Below are 23055 nucleotides of genomic sequence, written 5' to 3'. Positions count from 1 at the left end.
CGTGCCGGGGTCGTCCCCGGTACGCGGGCCCGTGGTTCAGCTGGAGAAGAGCATGTGGCCGAAGCTCTTGTGGCGGTGGTGGCCGCCGCCGTGGCCGCCGTAGTGGCCCCCGCCGTGCGGGGCGCCCCAGGCCGGGGCCGAGGGGTACGCCTGCGGGGCCGCCGCCGGGTAGCCCTGCGGGCCGGGTGGGGGCGGTGCGGGCTGCGACCACTGCGACTCGACGCGGGTCAGGGCCTCCAGCTCGCCGTAGTCGAGGAAGATCCCGCGGCAGCCACTGCACTGCTCGATCTGCACACCGTTGCGGTTGTACGTGTGCATCGGTGCGTGACACTTCGGACACTGCATGCTCGGCTCAACTCCTCGCCGTTCGGACCTGATTCACATCTCGCCAGGACAGACACTGTCCGGCTCGGGTCGGTTGCACACTACTTGGCACCGTCGGCCTTCAACTCCGCGGGGACGGAGGTCATTCGGGCGCACGCGTCCACCACCACGCGTTCCACCTCGTCCAGCGGGCGGCCGTCCGCCGCGGCCTTGGCGATCGCGCGGGCCGCGGTCTGCACGGTGAGGGCGCGGGCCGGGACGTCGAGCGCCTGCCAGGGGTCGCCCGCGGGCGGTACCGCGGGGCCGCCGGCCGCCCGGTACGCGGCCAGGAACCGGGACCACTCCCCGGGCGGCAGCAGGCCGCAGGCGAACCAGGCCGCGGGGCGCGCGAGGTCCCACGCCGGGACGCCGCCGCCGATGTCGTCCACGTCGATGAGGAGCCAGTCACCGCCGGGGGCGGGATGCCGGACGAGCTGGCCGAGGTGCAGGTCGCCGTGGCAGAGCGTGCCGGTGTGCGGCTGGGGCTCCTCGGCGCGGGCCCACGGCGGCAGGGCGGACCAGGCGCGCAGCACGGCCGGGGTGTCCGGGTGCGGTCCGGCCGCGCGCAGGCGGGCGACGGCGCGGGCCGCCTTCAGGGGGCCGCGCATGGGCGGCAGACCGTCCGGCACGGGGGCGCGGTGCAGGCGGGCCAGGAGGACGGCGGCCTCCTCCCAGGGGGCGTCGTCCGGGGCCCCGGGGTCGACGGGGGCGCCGTACGGCCAGAGGGTGGCGGGGCGGGCGGGCGTGCCCGTCGCCGCCGGGCGCGGGCGGAGCGGCGGGAGCAGGACACCGGGGAGGGCCGCGGCCACCGCGAGGCGGCGGGCGAGGGCCGCCGGGTCGGTGTCCGGGGCGTGGGCCTTCGCGACGACGTGGGCGTGCCGGACGACCGTGCCGTCGGGGCGGTCGGCGAGGGTGCCGACGTCGGCGCAGGCGCAGCCGGTGTCCGGGGTGCCGTCGGGATGCGCCGCGGTCCGGGCGCGGTCGGCCAGTTCCGGCAGCGGCGAGGGCGGCGGGGCGGCGGTCACGGGGTCTCCTGCGGGGCGGCGGGCTGTACTCGGGCGAGGGTACGCAGGCCGTCGCCGGGCCGGCCGGGGGCGCCGACGGCTGTGGCCGCGGCCCGGGTCCGGGCCGCGGCCACCACCGCGAAGTTCAATGCCGGCGCAGCTCCCCAGCTGCGCCGGCATCTGTGCCGTCCGCCGCACCCCCGTCCCCACGGGGTTTCCAGGCCGGATGTCCCCGCCCGGACCGCTCTTCCGGGCCTGGGGTCGCCGCTCAGCGCCCCAGCATCACGCCCACGGACGACGCCTGTGTGCTCACCGTCTCCCAGCCGTCGAAGACGAGCAGGAGCAGGACCGCCAGGGGAAGGGCCATCAGCGTCGCCACCAGGGGGTGGCGGCGTCCTTGGCGTCCGGCGGGGAGCAGGGCGCGTCGCGCCGTGCGTCCCGGGACGCGGAACGGGGTCCGCGGTGCCGTGAGTGCCATGGTCCCTCTCCTGACCGATGAGGTGTCCGGGTGGCGGCGGGTGTCGGACCTCGGGGGACGAGTGCTGCACCCGCCGCTCAGGAACCAAACTAGACGCGCGGCAAGCTCGGGTCGTCATGCCCGCGTACCCCTTGGCGGGCCTCCCCGAGGATGAGCCGTGACCTGCGAACTACACCCCAGGGTGGAGACGGACCCTCAGGACTCGGGGTCCTCCCGGAGGGGACGGCCCGTGCGCTCGGCCCGCTCCGTGCTGTCCTCCCGGGGCACCGGCTGCTCCACCAGGGCCAGCACCCTGGTCGCCATGAACCGGGCGGTGCGGACGACCGATCCGCTGCGGGTGACTTCGCTCACTTCGACGACCCCCCTGCGCACCGCCGTCTCGACCCGGCGGCCCGCCCGGCTCGCCACCACCTCGTACGTGCGCGTCGTGTCTCCGGCATCCACGACTATCTCCACACGATCACCCTTCACGGGCTCAATCCCCCTTCTGCTGGCAGCGGTTGGGACGACGGCCGACGTGGGGCCGGCCGCTTCGCGCGCTTCCTGACCACCCTTCAAGTTTCCCACCGGGCACTGACAATCGATCGGTCCGGCAGGGCGCGGCCTCTGCGCGCCCGTCGGCGGGGAAACGTAAGCTGTCGCTCGTCATACGGACCGGCAGCGGGGATGGACATGACGATGATGCGCCTGAGGCGCGAGGACCCGCGCGTCGTCGGCTCGTTCAGACTGCACCGGCGGCTCGGCGCGGGCGGCATGGGCGTGGTCTACCTCGGTTCCGACCGCAAGGGGCAGCGGGTCGCCCTGAAGGTCATCCGGCCGGACCTGGCGGAGGATCAGGAGTTCCGTTCGCGTTTCGCGCGCGAGGTGTCCGCGGCGCGCCGCATCCGGGGCGGCTGCACGGCCCGGCTGGTCGCGGCCGACCTGGACGCCGACCGGCCGTGGTTCGCGACGCAGTACGTGCCCGGTCCGTCCCTGCACGACAAGGTCGCCGACGAGGGCGCGCTGAGCGTGCCGGACGCCGCCGCCATCGGTGCCGCGCTGTCCGAGGGGCTGGTCGCCGTGCACGAGGCGGGGGTCGTGCACCGGGACCTCAAGCCGTCCAACATCCTGCTGTCCCCGAAGGGGCCGCGGATCATCGACTTCGGCATCGCCTGGGCGACCGGCGCCTCCACCCTCACGCACGTGGGCACCGCGGTCGGCTCCCCCGGCTTCCTCGCGCCGGAGCAGGTGCGGGGCGCGGCGGTGACACCCGCCACCGACGTGTTCTCGCTGGGCGCCACGCTCGCGTACGCGTCGACCGGCGACTCCCCCTTCGGGCACGGGAGTTCGGAGGTGATGCTGTACCGCGTGGTGCACGAGGAGCCCCATCTGACCGGTGTTCCCGACGCGTTGGCGCCGCTGGTGCACGCGTGCCTGGCGAAGAACCCGGACGAGCGGCCGAGCACGCTCCAACTGTCCCTGCGGCTCAAGGAGATCGCCGCCCGCGAGGCACAGGGTCTGGCCGAGGCCCGGCCGCCCGCGCCGCGTTCGGCCGAGGCCGACCGGCCCACCGGGCGCATCGCGGAGACCTACCCGGAGCAGCAGCGCGCCCAGCGGCGCCCGCAGGGCCCCGGGCCGAGCACGACCGGCTCGCGCGGGCCGGGGGCGCCCCGCGGCGGCGTCCCCTCGCACGGCGGGGGCGCCCCGCAGCGTGGCGGTACGCCGTCCCGGGGCGGTGGTGTCCCGTCCCGCCCCGGCGGGCAGCGTTCGCAGACGTCGCGCAACGGCACCCGTCCGGGCGGCGCGAGCGGCAGCCGCCCGGCGCCGCGCACCGGCGGTACGGGGCGGCCCGCACCGCGCGGCACCGGGACCGGGCGGCGCCCGGCGAACCCGCGGTTGCTGCGGCAGCGCCTGTTCGTGTTCGTCGTCGTGACGCTGCTCGTGGCGCTCGGCATCGCGGTGGCCCAGGGCTGCTCGGGACCGGCCCGCGGTCTGGGCGTGGAGGACGGCGGCACGGGGGCGCGGGCGGTCAACGCGGCTGCCGGGGCGCCGAGTTCGCGGCAGGTCGCCCCCGGGCACCACGACGACGGCCGGGCCGCGCGGACCGCGTAGCCGACCGGCCCCACGGGCCGTCCGGCCGTACGGTCGCGTCGCCCGCGCGGCCCTCGGCCGCCAACAGGCTACCGGCGTCGGGCAGTCGGCGCGGCGGGGCCGCCGAGGTGCGCGGGGGCGGCCGATGCCGGCCGTCCAACCGGGCGGCGGCCGGGGGCCGTTGGGCTCGGACGGGGACAGCGGAACGCCGGGCGGGGCAGACCTCGTGGGTCTGCCCCGCCCGGCGTTCGCGGTTGGGTCATCCGGCCATGTTGAAGGTGTCCGGGTCGGGGCCCGTGCGCTCGTCGCGGTTGAGCGCCGAGATCTCGCTCATGTCCTGCGGGGACAGCTCGAAGTCGAACAGGGCGAAGTTCTCCTTCACCCGCTTCGGGGTCACCGACTTCGGGAAGACGATGTCGCCCCGCTGGATGTGCCACCGCAGGACCACCTGTGCGGTGGTGCGGCCCACGCGGTCGGCGACCGCCGTGATCACCGGGTCGTCGAGGACCTTGCCCTGGGCGATCGGGGACCAGGCCTCGGTGGCGATCTCGTGCTCGGTGCCGAAGGCGCGCACGTCGTCCTGGGTGAGGTAGGGGTGCACCTCGATCTGGTTGACCGCGGGCACCACGTCGGCCGTCTCCAGCAGGCGGCGCAGGTGGTGCGGCTGGAAGTTGGAGACGCCGATCGCCTTCGCGCGGCCCGAGCGGTAGATCTCCTCCAGCGCCTGCCAGGTGCGGGTGAAGTCCCCGACGGCCGGCAGCGGCCAGTGGATCAGGAACAGGTCGACATGGCCGATGCCGAGGTCCGCCAGGGTCTGGTCGAAGGCGGCCCGCGCGTCGTCCGGCTCGTGGGCGCCGTTGTTGAGCTTGCTGGTCACGAAGATTTCGTCACGGTCGATGCCGGAGGCGCGGACGGCCTCGCCCACCTGCTTCTCGTTGCCGTACATCTCGGCGGTGTCGATGTGCCGGTAACCGGTCTCCAGGGCGTTGCGCGTGGCTTGCCCGGTGTCCTCCGGCGGGATCTGGAAGACACCGAAACCGAGCTGCGGGATCGTGACCCCGTTGTTCAGGGTGATGTCGGGAACCGCAGGCATGATCCTCCTCAGTCGGGGCTGTCGCCCGGGACCACGCGGTGCCGCTCCCCCGCTTCCCCGCGGGGGCGGACCGGTCCCGGACGTCGTGCGGCGACGCCGCTCCGCGCCGGGTTCCCCTGCGCAAAGCGGACCAAACGGAGGAGCCCGGACGCGTCTCTCTAACGGGTCGCGTAGAAGGCGACCGCCGAGGCCGCGGCCACGTTGAGGGAGTCGACGCCCGCGTCCATCGGGATGCGGACGTGGGTGTCGGCGGCGCGCAGCGCGCCCGGCGACAGTCCCTCGCCCTCCGTGCCGAGCATCAGCGCCAGGCGGTCGGGGCGGCGGGCGGCCAGTTCGTCGAGCGGGACCGACGTCGGGGACAGGCACAGCGCGGCGAGGACGAAGCCGTGCTCGCGGACCGTCTCGGCGCCCTCGGGCCAGGCCGCGAACCTCGCGTACGGGACGTGGAAGACGGCGCCCATGGACACCTTCACCGCCCGCCGGTAGAGGGGGTCGGCGCAGCGCGGGGTGAGCAGGACGGCGTCCACCCCGAGTGCGGCGGCGTTGCGGAAGGCGGCGCCCAGGTTCGCGTGGTCGACGATGTCCTCGAAGATCGCGACCCGCCGCCGGGCCGCCGGGGCACCGTCGGCGCCCGGGGTCGATCGCCCTGTGTCGGACAGCAGTCGGTCCGCCGAGGGAAGGGGCCTGCGCCGCATCGAGGCGAGGGCGCCGCGGTGCACGTGGTAGCCGGTGACCTGTTCGGCGAGCTCCGGCGACACGACGTACACGGGCGCGGCGAGGTCCTCGACGACGTCGCGCATGACGTCGGCCCACTTCGCCGTCATCAGCACGGAGCGGGCCTCGTGGCCGGTCTCCAGCGCGCGGCGGATCACCTTCTCGCCCTCGGCGATGAACAGGCCCTCGGCGGGTTCGCGGCGGCGCCGCAGCTGCACGTCGGTCAGGCCGGTGTAGTCGTGCAGGCGCGGGTCGTCGGGGTCGTCGACGGTGATGGGTTCGGCCACGGGGTGATACTGCCTGTCCTGTGTGCTGGGGCGGTGCCGGGTCAGGCGGCCGGGGCGGGGCCGACGCCGACGACCTCGCCGACGACGATGACCGCGGGTGCCCTGACCTGCTCGGTCCGTACGGTGTCCGCGACGGTGGCGAGGGTGGCGTCGACGCGGCGCTGGGCGGCGGTCGTGCCCTCCTGGACCAGGGCCACGGGGGTGTCGGGCGACTTGCCGTGGGCGACGAGGGTCTCGGCGATGCGGCCGATCTTGTCGACGCCCATGAGGATCACGAGGGTGCCGGTGAGCCTCGCCAGCGCCGGCCAGTCGACCAGGGACCGCTCGTCGTCGGGGGCGACGTGCCCGCTGACGACGGTGAACTCGTGCGCGACGCCGCGATGGGTGACGGGTATGCCGGCCGCGCCGGGCACCGAGATCGAGCTGGAGATGCCGGGGACGACGGTGCACGGGATGCCGGCCTCGGCGAGCGCCTGCGCCTCCTCCATGCCCCGGCCGAACACGAACGGGTCGCCGCCCTTGAGCCGGACCACCGACTTGCCCTGCTTGGCGTGGTCGATCAGGGCGTTGTTGATGGCCTCCTGCGCCATGAAGCGCCCGTACGGGATCTTCGCGGCGTCGATGACCTCGACGTGCGGCGGGAGTTCGGCGAGCAGGTCGCGCGGGCCGAGGCGGTCGGCGATGACCACGTCGGCCTCGGCGAGCAGCCGGCGGCCGCGCACGGTGATCAGGTCGGGGTCGCCGGGGCCGCCGCCGACCAGGGCCACGCCGGGGGTGCGCGCACGGTGGTGCGGGGCGACGAGGGTGCCGTCGCGCAGGCCCTCCACCACGGCGTCGCGGATCGCCGCGGTGCGGCGGGGGTCGCGGTGGCCGGCGTCGGTGGTGAGCACGGCGACGGTGACGCCCTCGCTGCGGCCGGTCGCGGGCGTCCACGCGGTCGCGGCGTCGGCGTCGTCGGAGCGCACGCACCAGACGCGGTGCCGCTCGGCCTCGGCGGACGCGGCGGCGTTGGCCGCGGGGTCGCTGGTGGCGATGAGCGCGTACCAGGCGTCCGCGAGGTCGCCGTCGGCGTAGGGGCGGCGCTCCCAGGCGATCTCCCCGGTGTCCGCCATGACCTCGACGGACGGGGTGGCCGCCGGGGAGACGAGCAGGACGTCCGCGCCCGCGGCGACGAGGGCCGGCAGCCGGCGCTGGGCGACCTGGCCGCCGCCGAGGACCACCACGCGGCGGCCGGTCAGGCGCAGGCCCACGGGATAGGCGGGGTGTTCGGCCATGGCGGTGCGGCTCCTCGTCCGGGCGGGGCGGTGGGGCGGGCGGGGCGGGTGCGCGGTGGGAACACCTCGGCGCAACGCCCCGACGTGCGATTTTACGGGGTGACCGCGCGGGTTCGTACGGGCGTCCGATCGCTGGGACGGGCCCGCGGGGCCGCGGAACGCGCGCCGGGCCCCGGGGGCGCTCCCCCGGGGCCCGGTCCGCGGCTACTTCTCCGTGACGCCCGCCGAGTCGAACGTGGCGACCTCGTGCATGGCGCGGGCGGTGCTCTGCACCATCGGCAGCGCCAGCAGCGCGCCGGTGCCCTCGCCGAGCCGCAGGTCGAGGTCGACCAGCGGGCGCAGCCCCAGCTTGTTCAGCGCGGCGACGTGGCCGGGCTCGGCGCTGCGGTGGCCGGCGATGCAGGCCGCGAGGACCTCGGGGGCGATGGCGCGGGCGACCAGGGCCGCGGCGCCGGCGCTGACGCCGTCCAGGATCACCGGCGTGCGCAGCGAGGCGCCGCCGAGCAGCAGGCCCACCATCGCGGCGTGCTCGAAGCCGCCGAGCGCGGCGAGCACGCCGAGCGGGTCGGCCGGGTCCGGCTGGTGGAGCTCGATCGCGCGGCGCACGACCTCCGTCTTGCGGGCCAGGGTCTCGTCGTTGATGCCGGTGCCGCGGCCGGTCACCTCGGCCGGGTCGGTCTCCGTGAAGACGGAGATCAGCGCCGCGGACGAGGTCGTGTTGGCGATGCCCATCTCACCGGTGAGCAGCGCCTTGTTGCCGGCGGCGACCAGGTCGCGGGCCGTCTCGATGCCGACCTCGATGGCCTTGCGGGCCTCCTCGCGGGTCATCGCGGGCCCGGTGGTCATGTCGGAGGTGCCGGCCCGGACCTTGCGGGGCAGCAGGCCCGGGGTCGCGGGCAGGTCGGCGGCCACACCGACGTCGATCACGCAGACCTCGGCGCCGACCTGGCTCGCGAAGGCGTTGCAGACCGCTCCCCCGCCGAGGAAGTTCGCCACCATCTGGGCGGTGACCTCCTGCGGCCACGGGGTGACGCCCTGGGCGTGCACGCCGTGGTCACCGGCGAAGATCGCGACGGCCGCGGGTTCCGGGACGGGCGGCGGGCACTGGCGGGACAGGCCGGCGAGCTGCGCGGAGATGATCTCCAGCATGCCGAGCGAGCCCGGGGGCTTCGTCATCCGCTTCTGCCGCTCCCACGCCTCGCCGAGCGCCTTGGCGTCGAGCGGGCGGATCGCGGCGACGGTCTCGCCGAGCAGGTCGTGCGGCTCCTCGCCGGGCAGGGCACGGCGGCCGTACGTCTCCTCGTGCACGACCCAGGACAGCGGGCGGCGCTTGGACCAGCCGGCCTGCATCAACTCGGGCTCCTCCGGGAACTCGTCGACGTACCCGACGCACAGGTACGCGACGACCTCCAGGTGCTCGGGCAGGCCGAGGGCGCGGACCATCTCGCGCTCGTCGAAGAAGCTGACCCAGCCGACGCCCAGGCCCTCGGCGCGGGCGGCGAGCCAGAAGTTCTCCACGGCGAGCGCGGAGGAGTACGGCGCCATCTGCGGCTGGGTGTGCCGGCCGAGGGTGTGCCGGCCGCCGCGGGTCGGGTCGGCGGTGACGACGACGTTGACCGGGGTGTCGAGGATGGCCTCGATCTTCATTTCCTTGAACTGCTTGGCCCGCCCCTTGGGCAGCGACTGGGCGTACGCGTCGCGCTGGCGCATGGCCAGTTCGTGCATGGCCCGCCGGGTCTCGGCCGAGCGGATCACGACGAAGTCCCAGGGCTGCGAGTGCCCCACGGAGGGCGCGGTGTGCGCTGCCTCCAGGACGCGCAGCAGCACCTCGTGCGGGATGGGGTCGCCGCGGAAGCCGTTGCGGATGTCGCGGCGCTCGCGCATCACGCGGAGCACGGCCTCGCGCTCGGGGTCGTCGTACCCGGGAGCCGCGGGGCCCGTGGGCTGTGCTGCTTCTGCCACTGGGGCCGTGCTCTCTTCCTGGCCGGCGTCCCGGGTCGCGAGGTCGTCGGCCTGCTGTGCCTGTGCGGTTGCGTGCTCCTCGCCGGGGGTGACCGGCGCGGGGGCGTGCTCCGGTCCGCGGGGTGCGGGGACCGGGGCGAGGGGCTCGGCGGGGGCACCCGCGAGGTCGCTGTGCGCGGCCCCGGGGGCGTCCGCGGTGTCGCCGCCCACCGGGTCCTGGCCGGCGGTCGGCGCGAAGGCGTCGGCGACGGGCGGGGCTCCGGGGTCCTGCCGGGCGGGGCCGTCCGCGGGGGCGGTGCCGTGCGCGGCCGTCGCGCCGAGGGCGGCGTCGAGGGCCGATCCGACGGGCGGCGGTCCCGCGAACGCGGGGTAGCCCTCGGCGTCCGGCGTGCGCACGGCGTCGGGGGCCAGCGGGGCGGTGCCGTGGAGGGTGTGCGGGCCGGCGGGCGCCTCCTCGGTGAACGCGGGCTGCTCCCGCGCCTCCGGGTGGGCGGCCGGGAGCTCCGGCTCGGGGGCGAACTCCTCGGCGTCCTGCGCGGCCGGTGCCGCCGGGTCGTCGGGCAGCCGCGGCGCGAGGCCCTGCTCGTCGAACCGCGTGGTGCGGGCCGCCTCGAACGGGCCGCCGGGCTGCGCCTCGGCGGGGTACGCCGCGTGCGGTGCGCCGGTGCCGGGGGCCGGCTGCTCGTCCTGGTCCGCGGGGAGGCCGGGGTACTCCGGTCCGCCGGGGCCGGCCGGGGCGTCCGCGGCCGGGGTCTCGTCGGGGGCCGGCCAGGTGCCGTCGTGGCCGCCCTGGGCCGGGACCGCGTCCGTGGCGTACGCGCCGTCGGGGAGGCCGGCGGCGGGCTGCGGCACGAAGGCCGCGGGCTCGGCCGGCTGTCCGCCGCCGTACGTGTCGCCCGTGGCCGGGCCGCCGTACGTGTCGCCGGACGCCTGGACGCCGTACGCATCGTCGCCGTACGCCTCGTCGCCGGGGGGCTGCGCGCCGTACGCGCCGCCGTACGTGTCGCTCGCGTGGGCCGTGAGGCCGTCCTGGCCGGGGGTCGTCGTGCCCGCGGCGACGGCGACGCGGGCCGCCACGGCGTCGACGGGGTGTTCCGGGGCCGGAACAACCGTTTCCTCGGCCGGAGCCTGTGCCTGCGCCGGGGCCACCGGCCCGCCGCCCCAGGGCTGTGCGCCCTGCGGGGACATCTCGCGCAGGTGGGGAACGTCGAGGTACTCGGGTCCCGCGGCGGCCTGCGCTGTCTGCGCGGTCTGCCGCACGGGAGTGCCCGCGGGACCGCGGTCGGCGAGCGACCGGACGGGGCTGGCCGAGGCGTCGGGCACCAGCGGGCCCAGGTGCAGCGGCCGGCGCGGCGGGACCGGGGCCGCCGCGGCCTGGTCGGGCAGCCGGACGCCGGAGAGGTCGACGGAACCGCTGTCCCGGCCGGACGTCTCGTGCGGTCCCGGGGCGTGGACGGTCTCGACGACCGGTTCGGGGGCGGGCGGCGGCACCTCGTTGCCCCAGGCGCTCTGGGCGCCGGGCAGGAGCAGAAGGTCTTCGTCCGCGACAGGAGATTCGGAGAGGTAGGTGTACGCACCGTGCGCGGAGGCGCCCGGCTGCTCCACCATGCCTGCGTTCTCCGGCAGTCCCTCGCCCGGGACCTGGCCGGTGTCGGTCATGCGTACCCCTCGCCCATCGGTTAGTGCTCCTACGACCAGTTCACCCGGGGCGGCGCACCGACCGTCCCGCTGTGAAGAACGAGCGTGCGTGCCCAGCGGCACGAACAACCCGTCCGTAAAAGGCGACAAAGCCATTGAGCGGCATTGTTCCGGTCGTCGCTCCGCCGCGACAGCCTGTTTCCGCGACGGGCCGTTGTGGACTGCGCCACGTTGCGCGTCCACCCGTTCCGCCGTACCAGTCCCCGCCCCGCATCGGGTGGGCACTTCGGGCATCGGCCGACGAATCGTCGGGGTGACCCGGTGCGGTGCAACGATCGGCCAGCCTACCGCGCGCGGTACGACAACAGGATCACGGGGGACGTTCCCGCCCGCACCGGACGTCCTGTCAGTACGGAGGCTCAGTGCGCGGTCTCGCGCGGGTCGAGCTCGCCGGTGATGAGGAAGGCGACGCTCCGTTCCTTCTCCGTCCAGGCGCGCGGGTCGAGTTCGACGGACTGGAGCAGGGCGCACTCCACCCGGTAGCCGTGCTCCGCCAGGTTCCGCCCGGCGAGTTCGGCGGCATCGCGCCCGGCGGCGTGCGTGACGATGCGCTGGGGCCTGCGCTCGGCGACCGCGTTGACGACGGCGGGGCCGCCCCCGCCGATGCGCACGACGTCGGGTTCGGGGAGGTTCTCCAGGATCAGCGGGGCGCTGCCGCGCACGGTCTGCACCAGCAGGCCGAAGCGCCGCGCGGCGCTCTCGGCACGGGCGCAGGCCGCCGGGTCGCGGTCGACCGCGATGACGGCGGCGCCGGCACGGGCGGCCTCGGTGGCGAACGCGCCGCTGCCGCAGCCGATGTCCCACACGAGGTCGCCGACGCGCGGTCCCAGGCGGGCGAGTTGGGCCGCGCGCAGCAGTTCCGACTCCCCCTCGCCCAGCAGGCCGCCGTAGACGTCGGCGGGCAGCGTCCAGCCGCGCGGTCCGGCGACCGGGTCCCGGCCGGCGATCCAGCCGTCGGCGGCGGAGACCTGGCCGACCTGGCCGCCGACGACGATCACCACGTTCGGGTCGCGCCAGGTGTGGTCGGCGGCCTTGTCGGAGGTGACGACGGAGACGCGTTCGTTGTCCGTGCCCAGCTCCTCGCAGATGACGAAGGTGCGGTGCACCCCGTCGAGGAGCAGGCCCAGTTCGGCGGGGCCGGCGCCCGGCGAGGTGAGCACGGCGACCTTGGAGTGGGCCCGGCACAGGTTGACCGCGCGGCGCAGGGTGCGCGGGTGCGCGACGACGACCTGGGCGTCGTCCCAGGGCATGCCCGCGCGGGCGAAGGCGGCGGCGACCGAGGAGACCGCGGGGGCCACCTCGACCTCCAGGCCGAACTCCGGTGCGCGCAGCGTCCGTACGACGCCGAAGAAGCCGGGGTCGCCGTCCGCGAACACGACCGCGCTGCCGCGGTGGGCGGCGATCCGGCGGGCGGCGAGGGAGACGCTGCCGAGGCGGACGCGTTCGGCGCCGTCGGGTACTTCGGGCAGCGCGAGGTGGTGGGGTGCACCCGCCACGAGGGTGGCGGCGCCGAGCGCCGAGCACGCCGCAGCGTTCAGCGGCGAGCCGTCCCAGCCGATCACCGTGACCCGGTCGGCCATCGTCGTCAGTCTCCAGGGTTTTCGCAGGTCGTGGGGGCAGCCCGGGGCCGGGCCGGGTGAGGGTACCCGGTGCGGCTGTCGAGGTGGTCGTGAGCGTTCCCCGAGTTGCCGGTTCCACTCGGGGCGATCGGCCTTCGCGGCCGGCGGGTGTCAGTTCCAGTCGGAGAACGCGGTGAAGCCGCCGGTGTCCGCCAGTTGCTCCCCCATGCCCTCCAGGTCCTCGGGCAGCAGGCTCCAGACGATGAGGTCGGTGCGGACGTCGGCCCACCGGCCGCTCTCGTCCTTCGCACGCGCTATCCACGCCCCGCGCAGCACGCCCTCGCTGATGCACCCGATCTTCTGGGCGACCTGCTGCGAGGCGGTGTTGTCGGCGGCGGTGCGCAACTCCAGGCGTTCGAAGTCCTGGTCGTGGAACAGCCATTGGGCCATCGCGAGCGCGGCCTCGGAGGCGTAGCCCTCGCCGCGCGCCCAGGGGGCGGTCACGTAACCGAGTTCGGCGGACCGCACGTGCCAGTCGGTGTCGTGCAAGTGGACGCAGCCGACGAGGCGTTGGGTGAGGAACTCGGTGACGGCGAGCACGATGCCGTGGCCGCCGGTGCGTTCGGCGGGGGCGAGGGAGCCGATCCAGGCGAGGGCGTCGGAACGGGTGTAGGGCTGGGGCACGGACGTCCAGGCGGTGACCATCTCGTCGTTCATCATCTCGGTCAGCGCGTCCGTGTCGGAGTCGTCGAAGGGACGAAGGACCAACCGCTCCGTACTGATGGAGATGTTGGGGAAGGTGGTCGTCATGCGCCGCTCCGTAACCTTCGGGAACCTTCGGGAAAGCCGTCAAACCGTCAGGGAATGCCGGACCGCCTGCCCAGCACGCTGAACTGCCCAGCATGCAGCATGAATGCCCCCGGACGCACCACGGGGTCCGTTCCCGGTCGGGAAGCGGACCCCGTGGTGCGTGCCGTGCGGACGCCGGTCAGAACGCGGCGACCACGGAACCGTCGTACTTGTCGTCGATGAACTTCCGTACCGCGTCCGAGTGGAGGAGCTTGACGAGCTTCTTCACCCGCGGGTCGCTCTCGTTGCCCTTCTTGACCGCGAGGATGTTGCCGTAGGGGTTGCCCTTCGAGGACTCCACGACGAGGGCGTCCTTGGTGGGCTTGAGGCCCGCCTGGATCGCGTAGTTGCCGTTGATGACGGCGGCGTCGACGTCGTCCAGCGAGCGGGGCGTCTGGGCCGCCTCCAGCTCCTTGAACTTCAGACCCTTGGGGTTCTTCGCGATGTCCGCGGGGGTCGCGTCGTCGCCGGCGCCGGCCTTGAGGGTGATGATGCCGTTGTCGTCCAGGAGTTGGAGCGCGCGGGCCTCGTTGGCGGTGTCGTTGGGGACGGCGACCGTCGCGCCCCGCTTCAGGTCCGCGGCCTTCTTCACCGCGTGCGAGTAGAGGCCGAGCGGCTCCAGGTGCACGGTGGCGACGGGCACGATGTCCGTGCCGTTCTTCTTGTTGAAGTCGTCGAGATAGGGCTGGGTCTGGAAGTAGTTGGCGCCGACCGAGCCGTCCTGGACCGCGGTGTCCGGGGTCACGTAGTCGGTGAACTCCTTGACCTGGAGGTCGAGTCCGGCCTTCTTCGCGAGGTGGTCCCGGACGTAGTCGAGGATCTCGGCGTGCGGGGTCGGGCTCGCGGCGACGACGAGCGGTCCGCTGCCGTCGCTCGCGGAGTCGTTGTCCGAGCCGCACGCGGTCAGCCCGAGGGTGAGGGCGCCGGCGGCGAGGACGGTGGTGGTGATCTTGGCGGTGTTACGCACGAAAAGTGCCTTTCCTGAACTTGCGGGTGGTGCACCCCCGGCGCACGCGGCCGTGCGCGGCCCGGGGACGACTGTGGTGGTGCGGCGGCCTGTCGGGCGGGCCCGGGGAGGCCCGCCGGGCTCAGGCGGCGCGGCTCGCGTCGGCCGCGGCGGGCTCGGCGGCACCGGGACGCAGCAGGCGCAGCACCGGCGCGGGGCCCGAGCGGCTGCCGCGGTTGTGCAGGGCGCGGGCGGCCCAGTCACCGGCGAACTGGATGACGGAGATGACAACCGCCAGTACGGCCACGGTCGTCCACATCAGCCCCGTCTCGAAGCGCTGGTAGCCGTAGCGGACGGCGATGTCGCCGAGGCCGCCCGCGCCGACCGTGCCGGCCATCGCGGAGTAGCCGATGAGGGCGACGATGGTGGTGGTCGTGGAGGACACGAGCGAGGGCAGGGACTCGGGCACGAGCACCTTGCGCACGACGGTCCAGGTGCTGCCGCCCATCGACTGCACGGCCTCGACGAGTCCGCCGTCGACCTCGCGGACCGCCGTCTCGACCAGGCGCGCGAAGAACGGGATCGCGCCGATGGCGAGGGGCACGACCGCGGCCTCACGGCCGATGGTGGTCCCGGTGATCCAGCGGGTGAAGCCCATCAGCGCGACCATCAGGACGATGAAGGGCAGCGACCGCGCGATGTTCACGACCTGCCCGAGCACCTTGTTCGCGACGACGTTGCCGAGCGGTCCGCCCCGGTCGGTGAGCACCAGCAGGACACCGAGCGGGAGGCCCACGACGACGGCGACGAGGGTGGACCAGCCGACCATGTAGAGGGTGTCCCAGGACGCCTGGGTCAGCAGCGGCTGCATCTCGGACCAGCTCACAGCGCGGCCCCCTTCACGACGGCCGGCAGCTCCTGGGCTGCGGCGGACTCCGGTGCGGTGGTCTGCGGTGCGGTGGTCTGCGGTGCGGTGGTCCCGGCGGGGGCTGCGTCGGCGCCGGCGGCGGCGCCCGGTTCGACCAGGTCGACGCGCAGTCCGCGCTCGCGCAGGAAGCCGACGGGCACCACGTTGTCCTCGTAGCCGCCGGGCAGTTCGATGCGCATGCGCCCGATCTGGAGGCCGCCGACGGTGTCGACGGCGGCACCGAGGATCGAGATGTCGATGTTGTAGGTGCGCGAGAGCTGCGAGATGACGGGCTGCGTCGCGGACTCGCCGTGGAAGGTGACGTCGACGACGGTGCGCCCGGGGCCGGACGCGGCGCCCTCGCCCACCGGGAAGAGGGCGGTGGCCAGTCGGGACCCCGGGGTGGCGAGCAGGTCGCCGACCGTGCCCGACTCGACGATCCGGCCCCGCTCCATGAGGGCGGCCGAGTCGCAGACGCTCTTGACGACGTCCATCTCGTGCGTGATGAGCAGGACGGTGAGCCCGAGCTGCCGGTTCAGGTCGCGCAGCAGCTGGAGCACGGACCGCGTCGTCTCGGGATCGAGCGCGCTGGTCGCCTCGTCGGAGAGCAGCACCTTGGGGTCGCCGGCCAGGGCGCGGGCGATGCCGACGCGCTGCTTCTGGCCGCCGGAGAGCTGCGCGGGACGGGCGCCCGCCCGGTCGGCCAGGCCCACCAGGTCGAGCAGGTCGAGAGCCTTGCGGGAGCGCTCGCGGCCGGAGAACCCGAGGATCTCCAGCGGGAGTTCGACGTTGTCCTGCACGGTGCGCGCGGACAGCAGGTTGAAGTGCTGGAAGACCATGCCGATACGGCTGCGCGCCCGGCGCAGTTCGCGGCCGGCGCGGGGGCCGCGGCCGGCGAGGGCGGTGAGGTCCTGTCCGTCGACGGTCACGGTGCCCGAGGTGGGGCGTTCCAGCAGGTTGACGCAGCGGATCAGGGAGGACTTGCCGGCGCCGGAGCGGCCGATGACGCCGTACACCTCCCCCTCGCGCACGTGCAGGTCCACGTTGTCGAGGGCGGTGACCTCACGGCCGTCCGCGTGGTCGGCCCGATAGGTCTTGGTCAGGCCCGATGTGGTGATCACAGGGGATTCCGTCACTGTCGAGTGCGCGGCGCGTGGGGACGCCGGCACGTGGCATGCATGGTCGGGTGCGGCCGGAACCGCGGGTTCACGCGAGCGCCTTGCGGGCGCGGGGGAACGGGGTCTCCGGCTGGTGCGCGGGGCGGCTCGGTCGCGGGCGCGCGGCGCACTGGCCGACACGAGCGGGTTCTCGCTTCGGGGCGCGAGAAACGGTGGTGCGGGGGCCCTCTAGAAGGCGCGCATTCGGCACGTCGGACACATGCGGCGAGCACCGGGCGTGGGGATCGCTCCGGTCGCAGGGATGCGGCTGCTCGTCGTGGTCATAAGGTCAGTAAAGCAGACGTATGGACCCGACCGGGAACCGCCGTCCGGTATCCGGACGGCGGCGGGCCGGGTTTTCGCGGGAAGGACGGGGGGCGGGAGCGGGTCAGGCGCGTACGGAGATCTCCAGTTCGCCGCCGACGACGCGCACGGTGAGGGCCGCGAGGTTCTCCACCACCAGGTCCGCCTCCAGTTCGTGCGCCTCGTGGGTCGTGGCCAGCGCGACGGTCCGCATCCCGGCCGCCCGGCCCGCCGCGAGCCCGGCGGGGGCGTCCTCGAAGACGACGCAGCGGGCGGGGTCGACGCCCAGTTCGCGGGCGCCGAGCAGGTACGGCTCGGGGTCGGGCTTGCCGCGGGTGATGTCGTCGGCGGCGACGAGCGTCTTCGGCAGGATGCCGACGGCGTCGAGCCGGGCGGCGCCGAGGCGGCGCGTGGCGGACGTCACGACGGCCCACCGGTCGGCGGGCAGCGCGTCGAGGAACTCCCTTGTCCCCGGCAGCAGTTCGACACCGCCGTTGGGCACGTCGTCCACCTCCAGCTGCTCGATGCGCGCGACGGCCGCGGGCACGGTCTCGGCGGGCAGCAGGTCGGCGACTATCTCCGCGGCGGGGCGGCCGTGCAGTGCCACGCGTCCGAACCGCTCGGCGGTGACCCCGTACTCCACCGCCCACCGGGTCCAGCAGCGGCGGACAGAGGCGAGGGAGGAGACGAGGGTGCCGTCGTTGTCGAACAGCAGGGCCTGCGCGCGCAGGACGGGGGAGGTGGGGAGGTTCATGGCTTCGAGCCTAAGAGCTGCCGTCCCGGCCCGGCGGGACGGAGGGCCCGGGACCGTCGGGCCGTTTGGTCCGTAATAGGGTCACGGCATGCTTGATGCCCTGACGCTGGCGACCGGTGTCGCCGCGATGCTGCTCGCCGCCTGGTGCGGCTGGGCGGCCTACCGCGACCAGCCGACGAAGGACTGGCACTTCATCGGCATGGCCGTGGTGTCCCTGCTGGTCGCGGTGCAGGTCGTGATCTCGGTCGTGCAGCTCGCACGGGGCGAGCGGCCGGATCAGGGCATGACGATCTTCGTGGCGTACCTGGTCGGCGCACTGTTGTGCGTCCCGGTGGCGGGGTTCATGTCGCTGAGCGAGCGCACGCGCTGGGGTTCGGTGACGGCGGCGGCCGGCGGCGTGGTGCTGGCCGTGCTGGAAGTGCGGCTCTACGACATTTGGGGAGGCTGACATGACGCCCGCGGACGACACGTCGCGGCACGGCACGGCGGCGGACCGGGTGCCCGCCCCGGCCCCCGCGCCCGAGCCGACGGCCACCGGACCGGCCGCACCCACCCCGGCTCCGGCTCCGGCACCGGCTCCGGCACCGGTGCCGGCTCCGGCGGGTGCCGAGCACGCGGATCCGGAGCCGGACGGCACCGGGGCACCGGGGCGCACCCGGCTGATCGGCGGCCCCGGGATGCTGCTGCTGTGGCTGTACGGCGTGATGGTCGTCGGCGCCGTCTCCCGCTCGGCGGTGCAGATCTCCACCGACTTCGGCCGCGCCCCCCTCGCCTACACGCTCTCAGCGGTGGCCGGCGTGGTGTACGCCTTCATCACGTACTCCCTGGTGCGCGGCGGCGAGACGGCCCGGCGGGCGGCGCTGGTGTGCTGCGCGGCCGAGCTGGTGGGCGTGCTGACGGTCGGCACGTGGACGCTGGCCGACTCCTCCGCGTTCCCGGACGCGACCGTGTGGTCGGACTACGGCATGGGCTACCTGTTCATCCCGGTGCTGCTGCCGCTGTCCGCGATGTACTGGCTGCGCAAGGCGCACCGGCGGGACGCCGGGACCGCCGGCGCCTGACCCGTCCCGGCACGGCCGACCGCCCGCGGGGGCGCTCCCCCGCGGGCGGTCGTGTGCGTGCGGTGGCGTGGCGCCGGGCCCGGCGTCAGGCCGTGGCGGCGAACGAGTCCGCCTGGGCCGGCTTCTCCAGCACGATCATCGGGACGCCGTCGGTGCCCTGCTGGGTGCCGACCGTCTGGTAGCCGACGCGGCGGTACAGACGCAGGTTGCCCTCGCTGCGGTGGCCGGTGTGCAGCCGGAAGCGGGTGGCGCCGCGCTCCTCGGCGAGCGCGGCCTCGGCGGCGCGCAGCAGGCGGGCGCCGATGCCGTGGCCCTGGAGCCGGGGGTGGACGCAGAGTTTGCCGATGGCGGCGGCGCCGTCCTCGGTGAGCCGTCCGGACACCGAGCCGACCACCTCCTCGCCCAGCCGGGCGACGAACACGCAGTCCGAGGCGACCTCCTCGCGGACCGAGTCCAGGCCCTGCACCAGCGGGTCGATGCGGTAGTTGCCGTAGAGCGCGGCCTCGCTCTGGAAGCACAGGTAACGCAGCCTGAAGATCTGCTCGACGTCCGTCCCGGACGCCACGGAGATGGTCACGCTCATGCCCATGTGTGCACGCCTCCCGCTCACTTGCTCGCCTTTGGTTCCACTCCTATCCCCGGGCCCGACGGGCCGCAACCTCCGCCGCGAGCATCCGGTGCAGACATCCGAGACATCTGGAACGTTCCGGCCCGACAGCGCCCTGTGAGATACCCAACTCCCCCGCGATCTCGCGGTAGGTGAGGTCGGCGGGCGACAGCAGCGCCTCCAGCAGACGGGCGCAGCGCGGTGCCGTCCGGCGCACCGCCTCGCGCACGAACCGGTGGCGGGCGGCGGCCAGCAGGACCTCCTCGGGACCGCGCCCGCCCGCGTCGGCCGGGTCGGTCTCGTACGGCAGCTCGGCACGGGCCGCGCGGCGGGCGCGGCGCGCCTCGGAGCGGACGGCCCGGCGCAGCCAGCCGGGCGGGTCGGACGGCGGACCGTGCCGGTCGAGCCGTTCCAGCAGCCGCAGCCACACCGCCTGTTCCAGGTCCCCGGGCTCGGTGCCGCTCGCCGGGGCCTCGGCGCGGACCTCCGCGGTGAGCAGCGGACGCAGCGCGGAGACGAGGTCGTACGTCATGTGCGGCACGACGCGGCCCCCCGGGCGGGCGGTTGCCCGGGGGGCCGCGGTTCACCCGCGGCGGTGGCGCGGGCGGCGGAGGTTGACGGGCGGGCCCGCGCTCAGCCGTTGCCCTTCTCCGCGAGGAAGTCGGCGCGGGCGAGGAGGGCGGTGTCGGCGTTGTCGGTGAAGATGCCGTCGATGCCGGCGGCGAAGTACGCCTTGGCGGCGGCCACGGGGTCGCCGTAGCCGTCGGCGTCCGTGCCCCTGCGGTAGGCGGGCGGCAGGAACGGGTTCTCGTTGCGCAGGGTGTAGGGGTGCAGGACCAGGCCGGCCGCGTGCGCGTCGCGCACCAGCGCGGTCGGCGTGGAGAGGCGTCCCGCGGCGTCCGGCGGGACGACCAGTTCGGCCGACGGGCCGATGCCGTCGGCGTACGAGGCGATCCACTTCAGGCCGGCGGGCGTGACCAGGTCGGCGACCGTGCGCGGGTCGTTCGCCTCGACGAAGTCCCAGGGGCGGGTGGCCGCGCCGGACAGCAGGACGGCGAGGTGGTTGCCGACCAGGCGGTTCAGGCGCTGGATGCTGCTCGGCTCGAACGACTGGATGAGGACCGGGGAGTCCTTCCGGTCCTTGCCGTGCGCGCGGAGCACGCGGGCGAGGCGCTCCTCCAGGCCGAGGCCCAGCTTGCGGAAGTAGGTGGGGTGCTTGGTCTCGGGGTAGATCCAGACCTGCTTGCCGCGCCTGCGGGTCTGCTCGTCCTGCCAGCGCAGCACCTCCTCGAAGGTCGGGATCTCCCACCGGCCGTTGTAGAGGGTGTTGTGCGGGCGGTTGGCGGGGATGCGCTCGACCGCCCGCAGGGTCTTCAGCTCGGCCAGGGTGAAGTCCTCGGTGAACCAGCCCGTGGTGGAGATCCCGTCGAGGACCTTCGTGGTCCTCAGCGCGGCGAACTCGGGGTGGTCGGCGACGTCGGTGGTGCCGCCGATCTCCGGTTCGTGGCGGCAGACCAGGTGGCCGTCCCGGGTGGGGACGAGGTCGCCGGCCTCGATGATGTCGGCGCCGAGGTCGAGGGCGAGCTGGTACGACCCGAAGGTGTGCTCGGGCCGGTAGCCCGCCGCTCCGCGGTGGCCGATGACCGCCGGGACCGGCAGGCCCTTCAGGCCGCCGCCGGTGCCGCGCGGTGCGGCGCTCGCCGCGCCGGGCAGACCGACCGCGGCGGCCGCGCCCGCGCCGAGCACCGCGGCGGACAGCAGCGCCCGCCGCCCCGTCCCGGACGGCACGTCCCTCGAACCCTGCGGCTGCTGCGGCTCCTGCGTTCCCATGAGCGCCTCCTGCGGTGTGGTCGTCGTCCGGCGGGCCGTTCGGGTCGGTGCGCGCCGATGGTAAGAGCGTGTACATGGCGACCGGGAGACGCGGGCCGGAACAGTCGGGTGCCACGGAGTGACGGCCATGCCACAAGTCGCGCCGCGCGGAACGGAGTTGGCGCCGCCCGCCCGCGCTCCCGGCCCGCGGCACCGGCGCGGCGCGGCCCGTCGGCATGGGCGTGCCGGGCAGGGGTACTCGGAGCGCGACGGGTCCGCGGCAGGACCGGGCCCGTGCGGGACGGGCCGAGAGGCCGCCGCGGGCGCCGCGCGCCGGAAGGTTCCGGCGGGGTTACGGAGCGGCGACGGGCGCGTGACCAGGGGTGAACCGAGGTCAACAGTGCGTAAGACCTCGGCACACCCGATGTGCGTCCGACCCCGCGCGGCGAGTATCGTCCTCACCTGCGTAGTTTCACAGTTGCCGGAATCGTCGCCGATTCCCTCACACCGGAGGGCCCGTTGTCCCGCTTCGTGCTCATCAAGGCAGTGCTCGGATCGATCATGCGCCTGATGTTCCGACTCCGGGCGGAGGGTGTGGAGAACATCCCCGGTGACGGCCCGGTGATCCTGGCCGGCAACCACCTCACGTTCATCGACTCGATGATCCTCCCGCTGGTCTGCGACCGGCAGGTGATGTTCATCGGCAAGGACGAGTACGTCACCGGCAAGGGCTTCAAGGGCCGCCTCATGGCGTGGTTCTTCACCGGCGTCGGCATGATCCCGGTGGACCGCGACGGCGCCAACGGCGGTGTGGCCGCGCTGATGACCGGCCGCCGGGTGCTGGAGGAGGGCAAGGTCTTCGGCATCTACCCCGAGGGCACCCGCTCCCCCGACGGCCGCCTGTACCGCGGCCGGACCGGCATCGCCCGCCTCACGCTGATGACCGGCGCCCCGGTGGTCCCGTTCGCGATGATCGGCACCGACAAGCTCCAGCCCGGCGGCTCCGGCATGCCGCGCCCCGGCAAGGTCACCGTCCGCTTCGGCAAGCCGCTGGAGTTCTCCCGCTACGAGGGCATGGACCGCGACCGGTACGTGCTGCGCGCGGTCACCGACTCGGTGATGACCGAGGTCATGCTGCTGGGCGGTCAGGAGTACGTGGACATGTACGCCACGAAGGCGAAGGCCGCGTAACTCCCGGCACGCACAGCCGAGTACGCGTGAGGGACGGCCGGACTCCGGCCGTCCCTCACGCGTACCGGCCGCCCCCGCACGGCAGTCGACCGCCGGCCGTGGCCCGCCGTCAGATCGTCCGCGGCTCCCGCTCCGCGTCACCGTCCGGACCGCCGGGCTGCCCGTCCGGGGCCAGCAAATCCGTCACCGCGTCGGCCGCCGTGCGGTGCCACAGACCGGCGCGGCGCAGCATCGCGTGGTCGCCGTCCCGCACCAGCAGCAGGCGGGCCCGTGCTCCGGCGGCGCGGGCGCGGCGCACCCAGGCGTCCGAGCCGGCCGGGTCGGTGATGCGGTCGGCGGTGCCGTGCAGGACGACGACGCGGGTGCCGGCCGGGCGTCCCACCGGTTCGCCCGGCGGGCACCAGGGGGCGAGCGCGACGACCCCGCGCACCTCGGGCCGCGAGGCGGCGCGCAACGCCGCGCGCCCGCCCATCGAGTGACCCACCAGCACCACGGGGAGACCGCCGCCGGTGCGGGCGGCGAGTTCGTCGAGCGCGCGCAGGGTGTCCCGCAGCGGGTCGGCCGCCGTGCCGTTCCAGCCGCGTACGCGGTAGCGCACGTCGGCGGTCAGCACGTCCCGGTGCCGCCGCGCCACGGCGGCGCGGAACGGGCGCATCCGCAGGGCGGCGGGCTGGGCCGGGCTCGTGGGCAGGGTGCTGTCGGCCGTGCCGCCGTGCAGGAACAGCACGGCGGCACGGGCGTCGGGCGGCCCGCGCCGCACCCGCAGCGCCTCGCCGGACGGCTCCGGGGGCTCCGGGGGCCCCGGCCGGTTCTCCGCCGCACCGTTCACGTGTTCCGCTCCTTCCGGGCGCCGGCTCCGCCGACCGCCTCCACCGCGCGCGTCGGCCGCGCCCCACTGATGATCCGTCGCCCGGCGGAGCACGGCTTGGTCGCGACCGGACGCCGCGCGTGACGCGGGGGGCGCCGGAG

The 23055-nt window shown here is 74.9% G+C and carries 22 protein-coding genes; 4 read left to right on the top strand and 18 right to left on the bottom strand.

Features of this window, described 5'->3' with window-relative positions:
* Positions 1 to 36: 36 nt before the first annotated feature.
* The 4 genes from ACFZA0_RS19675 to ACFZA0_RS19660 all read right to left on the bottom strand — a co-directional run bounded on the left by ACFZA0_RS19675 (position 37) and on the right by ACFZA0_RS19660 (position 2316).
* A complete protein-coding gene (locus ACFZA0_RS19675; RefSeq protein ID WP_391018269.1) occupies positions 37 to 345 on the bottom strand; it encodes a zf-TFIIB domain-containing protein in 309 nt (102 codons plus the stop codon).
* 80 nt (positions 346 to 425) lie between these two features.
* A complete protein-coding gene (locus ACFZA0_RS19670) occupies positions 426 to 1388 on the bottom strand; it encodes a phosphotransferase (protein ID WP_391018266.1) in 963 nt (320 codons plus the stop codon).
* Positions 1389 to 1635: 247 nt separating this feature from the next.
* Positions 1636 to 1845 carry a hypothetical protein gene (locus ACFZA0_RS19665; protein ID WP_391018263.1) on the bottom strand — a complete coding sequence of 70 codons (210 nt, stop codon included), beginning with the start codon at positions 1843 to 1845 and terminating at the stop codon, positions 1636 to 1638.
* A gap of 195 nt (positions 1846 to 2040) precedes the next feature.
* Entirely contained in the window at positions 2041 to 2316 is a 276-nt protein-coding gene (locus tag ACFZA0_RS19660) for a hypothetical protein (RefSeq protein WP_391018260.1), read from the bottom strand.
* Positions 2317 to 2511: 195 nt separating this feature from the next.
* On the opposite strand from ACFZA0_RS19660, the gene ACFZA0_RS19655 reads away from it, so the two are divergent.
* Entirely contained in the window at positions 2512 to 3936 is a 1425-nt protein-coding gene (locus tag ACFZA0_RS19655; RefSeq protein ID WP_391018257.1) for a protein kinase, read from the top strand.
* A 238-nt stretch (positions 3937 to 4174) separates the two neighbouring features.
* On the opposite strand, the gene ACFZA0_RS19650 is transcribed toward ACFZA0_RS19655, so the two are convergent.
* The 10 genes from ACFZA0_RS19650 to ACFZA0_RS19605 form a co-directional block, all read right to left on the bottom strand.
* Positions 4175 to 5008 carry an aldo/keto reductase gene (locus tag ACFZA0_RS19650; RefSeq protein WP_391018254.1) on the bottom strand — a complete coding sequence of 278 codons (834 nt, stop codon included), beginning with the start codon at positions 5006 to 5008 and terminating at the stop codon, positions 4175 to 4177.
* Between the two features lie 158 nt (positions 5009 to 5166).
* The gene (locus tag ACFZA0_RS19645) at positions 5167 to 6009 is read right to left on the bottom strand and encodes a TrmH family RNA methyltransferase (RefSeq protein ID WP_391018251.1); all 843 of its coding nucleotides are present in this window, start codon (positions 6007 to 6009) and stop codon (positions 5167 to 5169) included.
* A 41-nt stretch (positions 6010 to 6050) separates the two neighbouring features.
* Positions 6051 to 7283, bottom strand: coding sequence for a uroporphyrinogen-III C-methyltransferase (gene cobA / locus ACFZA0_RS19640; RefSeq protein WP_391018248.1), 1233 nt, complete (start codon positions 7281 to 7283; stop codon positions 6051 to 6053).
* A gap of 204 nt (positions 7284 to 7487) precedes the next feature.
* A complete protein-coding gene (gene cobT, locus ACFZA0_RS19635; RefSeq protein WP_391018245.1) occupies positions 7488 to 10904 on the bottom strand; it encodes a nicotinate-nucleotide--dimethylbenzimidazole phosphoribosyltransferase in 3417 nt (1138 codons plus the stop codon).
* A 398-nt stretch (positions 10905 to 11302) separates the two neighbouring features.
* Complete coding sequence (gene cbiE, locus ACFZA0_RS19630) at positions 11303 to 12523, bottom strand: precorrin-6y C5,15-methyltransferase (decarboxylating) subunit CbiE (protein ID WP_391018242.1); 1221 nt, start codon at positions 12521 to 12523, stop codon at positions 11303 to 11305.
* 150 nt (positions 12524 to 12673) lie between these two features.
* Entirely contained in the window at positions 12674 to 13312 is a 639-nt protein-coding gene (locus tag ACFZA0_RS19625; RefSeq protein WP_391018239.1) for a GNAT family N-acetyltransferase, read from the bottom strand.
* Between the two features lie 178 nt (positions 13313 to 13490).
* Entirely contained in the window at positions 13491 to 14318 is an 828-nt protein-coding gene (locus ACFZA0_RS19620; protein WP_391018236.1) for a MetQ/NlpA family ABC transporter substrate-binding protein, read from the bottom strand.
* 121 nt (positions 14319 to 14439) lie between these two features.
* On the bottom strand, positions 14440 to 15183 hold the full coding sequence (locus tag ACFZA0_RS19615; protein ID WP_391018233.1) for a methionine ABC transporter permease MetI: 744 nt from the start codon (positions 15181 to 15183) through the stop codon (positions 14440 to 14442).
* Positions 15180 to 16325, bottom strand: a complete 1146-nt coding sequence (locus ACFZA0_RS19610; protein WP_391018230.1) for an ATP-binding cassette domain-containing protein — start codon at positions 16323 to 16325, stop codon at positions 15180 to 15182. Before ACFZA0_RS19610 ends, ACFZA0_RS19615 begins: the two co-directional genes overlap by 4 nt.
* Before the next feature lie 424 nt (positions 16326 to 16749).
* Positions 16750 to 17418: an HAD-IA family hydrolase gene (locus ACFZA0_RS19605; RefSeq protein ID WP_391018227.1), complete on the bottom strand. Its 669-nt coding sequence runs from the start codon at positions 17416 to 17418 to the stop codon at positions 16750 to 16752.
* A gap of 88 nt (positions 17419 to 17506) precedes the next feature.
* On the opposite strand from ACFZA0_RS19605, the gene ACFZA0_RS19600 reads away from it, so the two are divergent.
* The gene (locus tag ACFZA0_RS19600; protein ID WP_391018223.1) at positions 17507 to 17866 is read left to right on the top strand and encodes a hypothetical protein; all 360 of its coding nucleotides are present in this window, start codon (positions 17507 to 17509) and stop codon (positions 17864 to 17866) included.
* 229 nt (positions 17867 to 18095) lie between these two features.
* Positions 18096 to 18479, top strand: a complete 384-nt coding sequence (locus ACFZA0_RS19595; RefSeq protein ID WP_391018698.1) for a hypothetical protein — start codon at positions 18096 to 18098, stop codon at positions 18477 to 18479.
* A gap of 85 nt (positions 18480 to 18564) precedes the next feature.
* Here the strand turns inward: ACFZA0_RS19595 and ACFZA0_RS19590 are convergent, their stop codons facing one another.
* From ACFZA0_RS19590 to ACFZA0_RS19580, 3 genes are all read right to left on the bottom strand, one after another.
* Complete coding sequence (locus ACFZA0_RS19590) at positions 18565 to 19068, bottom strand: GNAT family N-acetyltransferase (RefSeq protein ID WP_391018220.1); 504 nt, start codon at positions 19066 to 19068, stop codon at positions 18565 to 18567.
* A 43-nt stretch (positions 19069 to 19111) separates the two neighbouring features.
* On the bottom strand, positions 19112 to 19618 hold the full coding sequence (locus ACFZA0_RS19585; RefSeq protein WP_391018695.1) for a sigma-70 family RNA polymerase sigma factor: 507 nt from the start codon (positions 19616 to 19618) through the stop codon (positions 19112 to 19114).
* 101 nt (positions 19619 to 19719) lie between these two features.
* On the bottom strand, positions 19720 to 20916 hold the full coding sequence (locus ACFZA0_RS19580) for a glycerophosphodiester phosphodiesterase family protein (protein ID WP_391018217.1): 1197 nt from the start codon (positions 20914 to 20916) through the stop codon (positions 19720 to 19722).
* Between the two features lie 540 nt (positions 20917 to 21456).
* On the opposite strand from ACFZA0_RS19580, the gene ACFZA0_RS19575 reads away from it, so the two are divergent.
* The gene (locus tag ACFZA0_RS19575) at positions 21457 to 22086 is read left to right on the top strand and encodes a 1-acyl-sn-glycerol-3-phosphate acyltransferase (protein WP_391018693.1); all 630 of its coding nucleotides are present in this window, start codon (positions 21457 to 21459) and stop codon (positions 22084 to 22086) included.
* Between the two features lie 109 nt (positions 22087 to 22195).
* Here the strand turns inward: ACFZA0_RS19575 and ACFZA0_RS19570 are convergent, their stop codons facing one another.
* Positions 22196 to 22915 (bottom strand): alpha/beta fold hydrolase, encoded by a 720-nt coding sequence (locus ACFZA0_RS19570; protein ID WP_391018214.1) that lies wholly within the window; start codon positions 22913 to 22915, stop codon positions 22196 to 22198.
* Positions 22916 to 23055 lie beyond the last annotated feature (140 nt).

This window comes from Streptomyces sp. NPDC008150, assembly GCF_042956945.1.
Lineage (GTDB): Bacteria > Actinomycetota > Actinomycetes > Streptomycetales > Streptomycetaceae > Streptomyces.
This window is presented reverse-complemented; position numbering and strand designations above follow the sequence as displayed.

Coding starts and splice junctions, on each gene's coding strand:
- ACFZA0_RS19675 (WP_391018269.1), bottom strand. CDS start 345: ATGCAGTGTCCGAAGTGTCACGCACCGATGCACACGTACAACCGCAAC.
- ACFZA0_RS19665 (WP_391018263.1), bottom strand. CDS start 1,845: ATGGCACTCACGGCACCGCGGACCCCGTTCCGCGTCCCGGGACGCACG.
- ACFZA0_RS19655 (WP_391018257.1), top strand. CDS start 2,512: ATGGACATGACGATGATGCGCCTGAGGCGCGAGGACCCGCGCGTCGTC.
- ACFZA0_RS19650 (WP_391018254.1), bottom strand. CDS start 5,008: ATGCCTGCGGTTCCCGACATCACCCTGAACAACGGGGTCACGATCCCG.
- cobA (WP_391018248.1), bottom strand. CDS start 7,283: ATGGCCGAACACCCCGCCTATCCCGTGGGCCTGCGCCTGACCGGCCGC.
- cobT (WP_391018245.1), bottom strand. CDS start 10,904: ATGACCGACACCGGCCAGGTCCCGGGCGAGGGACTGCCGGAGAACGCA.
- cbiE (WP_391018242.1), bottom strand. CDS start 12,523: ATGGCCGACCGGGTCACGGTGATCGGCTGGGACGGCTCGCCGCTGAAC.
- ACFZA0_RS19625 (WP_391018239.1), bottom strand. CDS start 13,312: ATGACGACCACCTTCCCCAACATCTCCATCAGTACGGAGCGGTTGGTC.
- ACFZA0_RS19605 (WP_391018227.1), bottom strand. CDS start 17,418: ATGAACCTCCCCACCTCCCCCGTCCTGCGCGCGCAGGCCCTGCTGTTC.
- ACFZA0_RS19600 (WP_391018223.1), top strand. CDS start 17,507: ATGCTTGATGCCCTGACGCTGGCGACCGGTGTCGCCGCGATGCTGCTC.
- ACFZA0_RS19595 (WP_391018698.1), top strand. CDS start 18,096: ATGCTGCTGCTGTGGCTGTACGGCGTGATGGTCGTCGGCGCCGTCTCC.
- ACFZA0_RS19590 (WP_391018220.1), bottom strand. CDS start 19,068: ATGGGCATGAGCGTGACCATCTCCGTGGCGTCCGGGACGGACGTCGAG.
- ACFZA0_RS19585 (WP_391018695.1), bottom strand. CDS start 19,618: ATGACGTACGACCTCGTCTCCGCGCTGCGTCCGCTGCTCACCGCGGAG.
- ACFZA0_RS19580 (WP_391018217.1), bottom strand. CDS start 20,916: ATGGGAACGCAGGAGCCGCAGCAGCCGCAGGGTTCGAGGGACGTGCCG.
- ACFZA0_RS19575 (WP_391018693.1), top strand. CDS start 21,457: ATGCGCCTGATGTTCCGACTCCGGGCGGAGGGTGTGGAGAACATCCCC.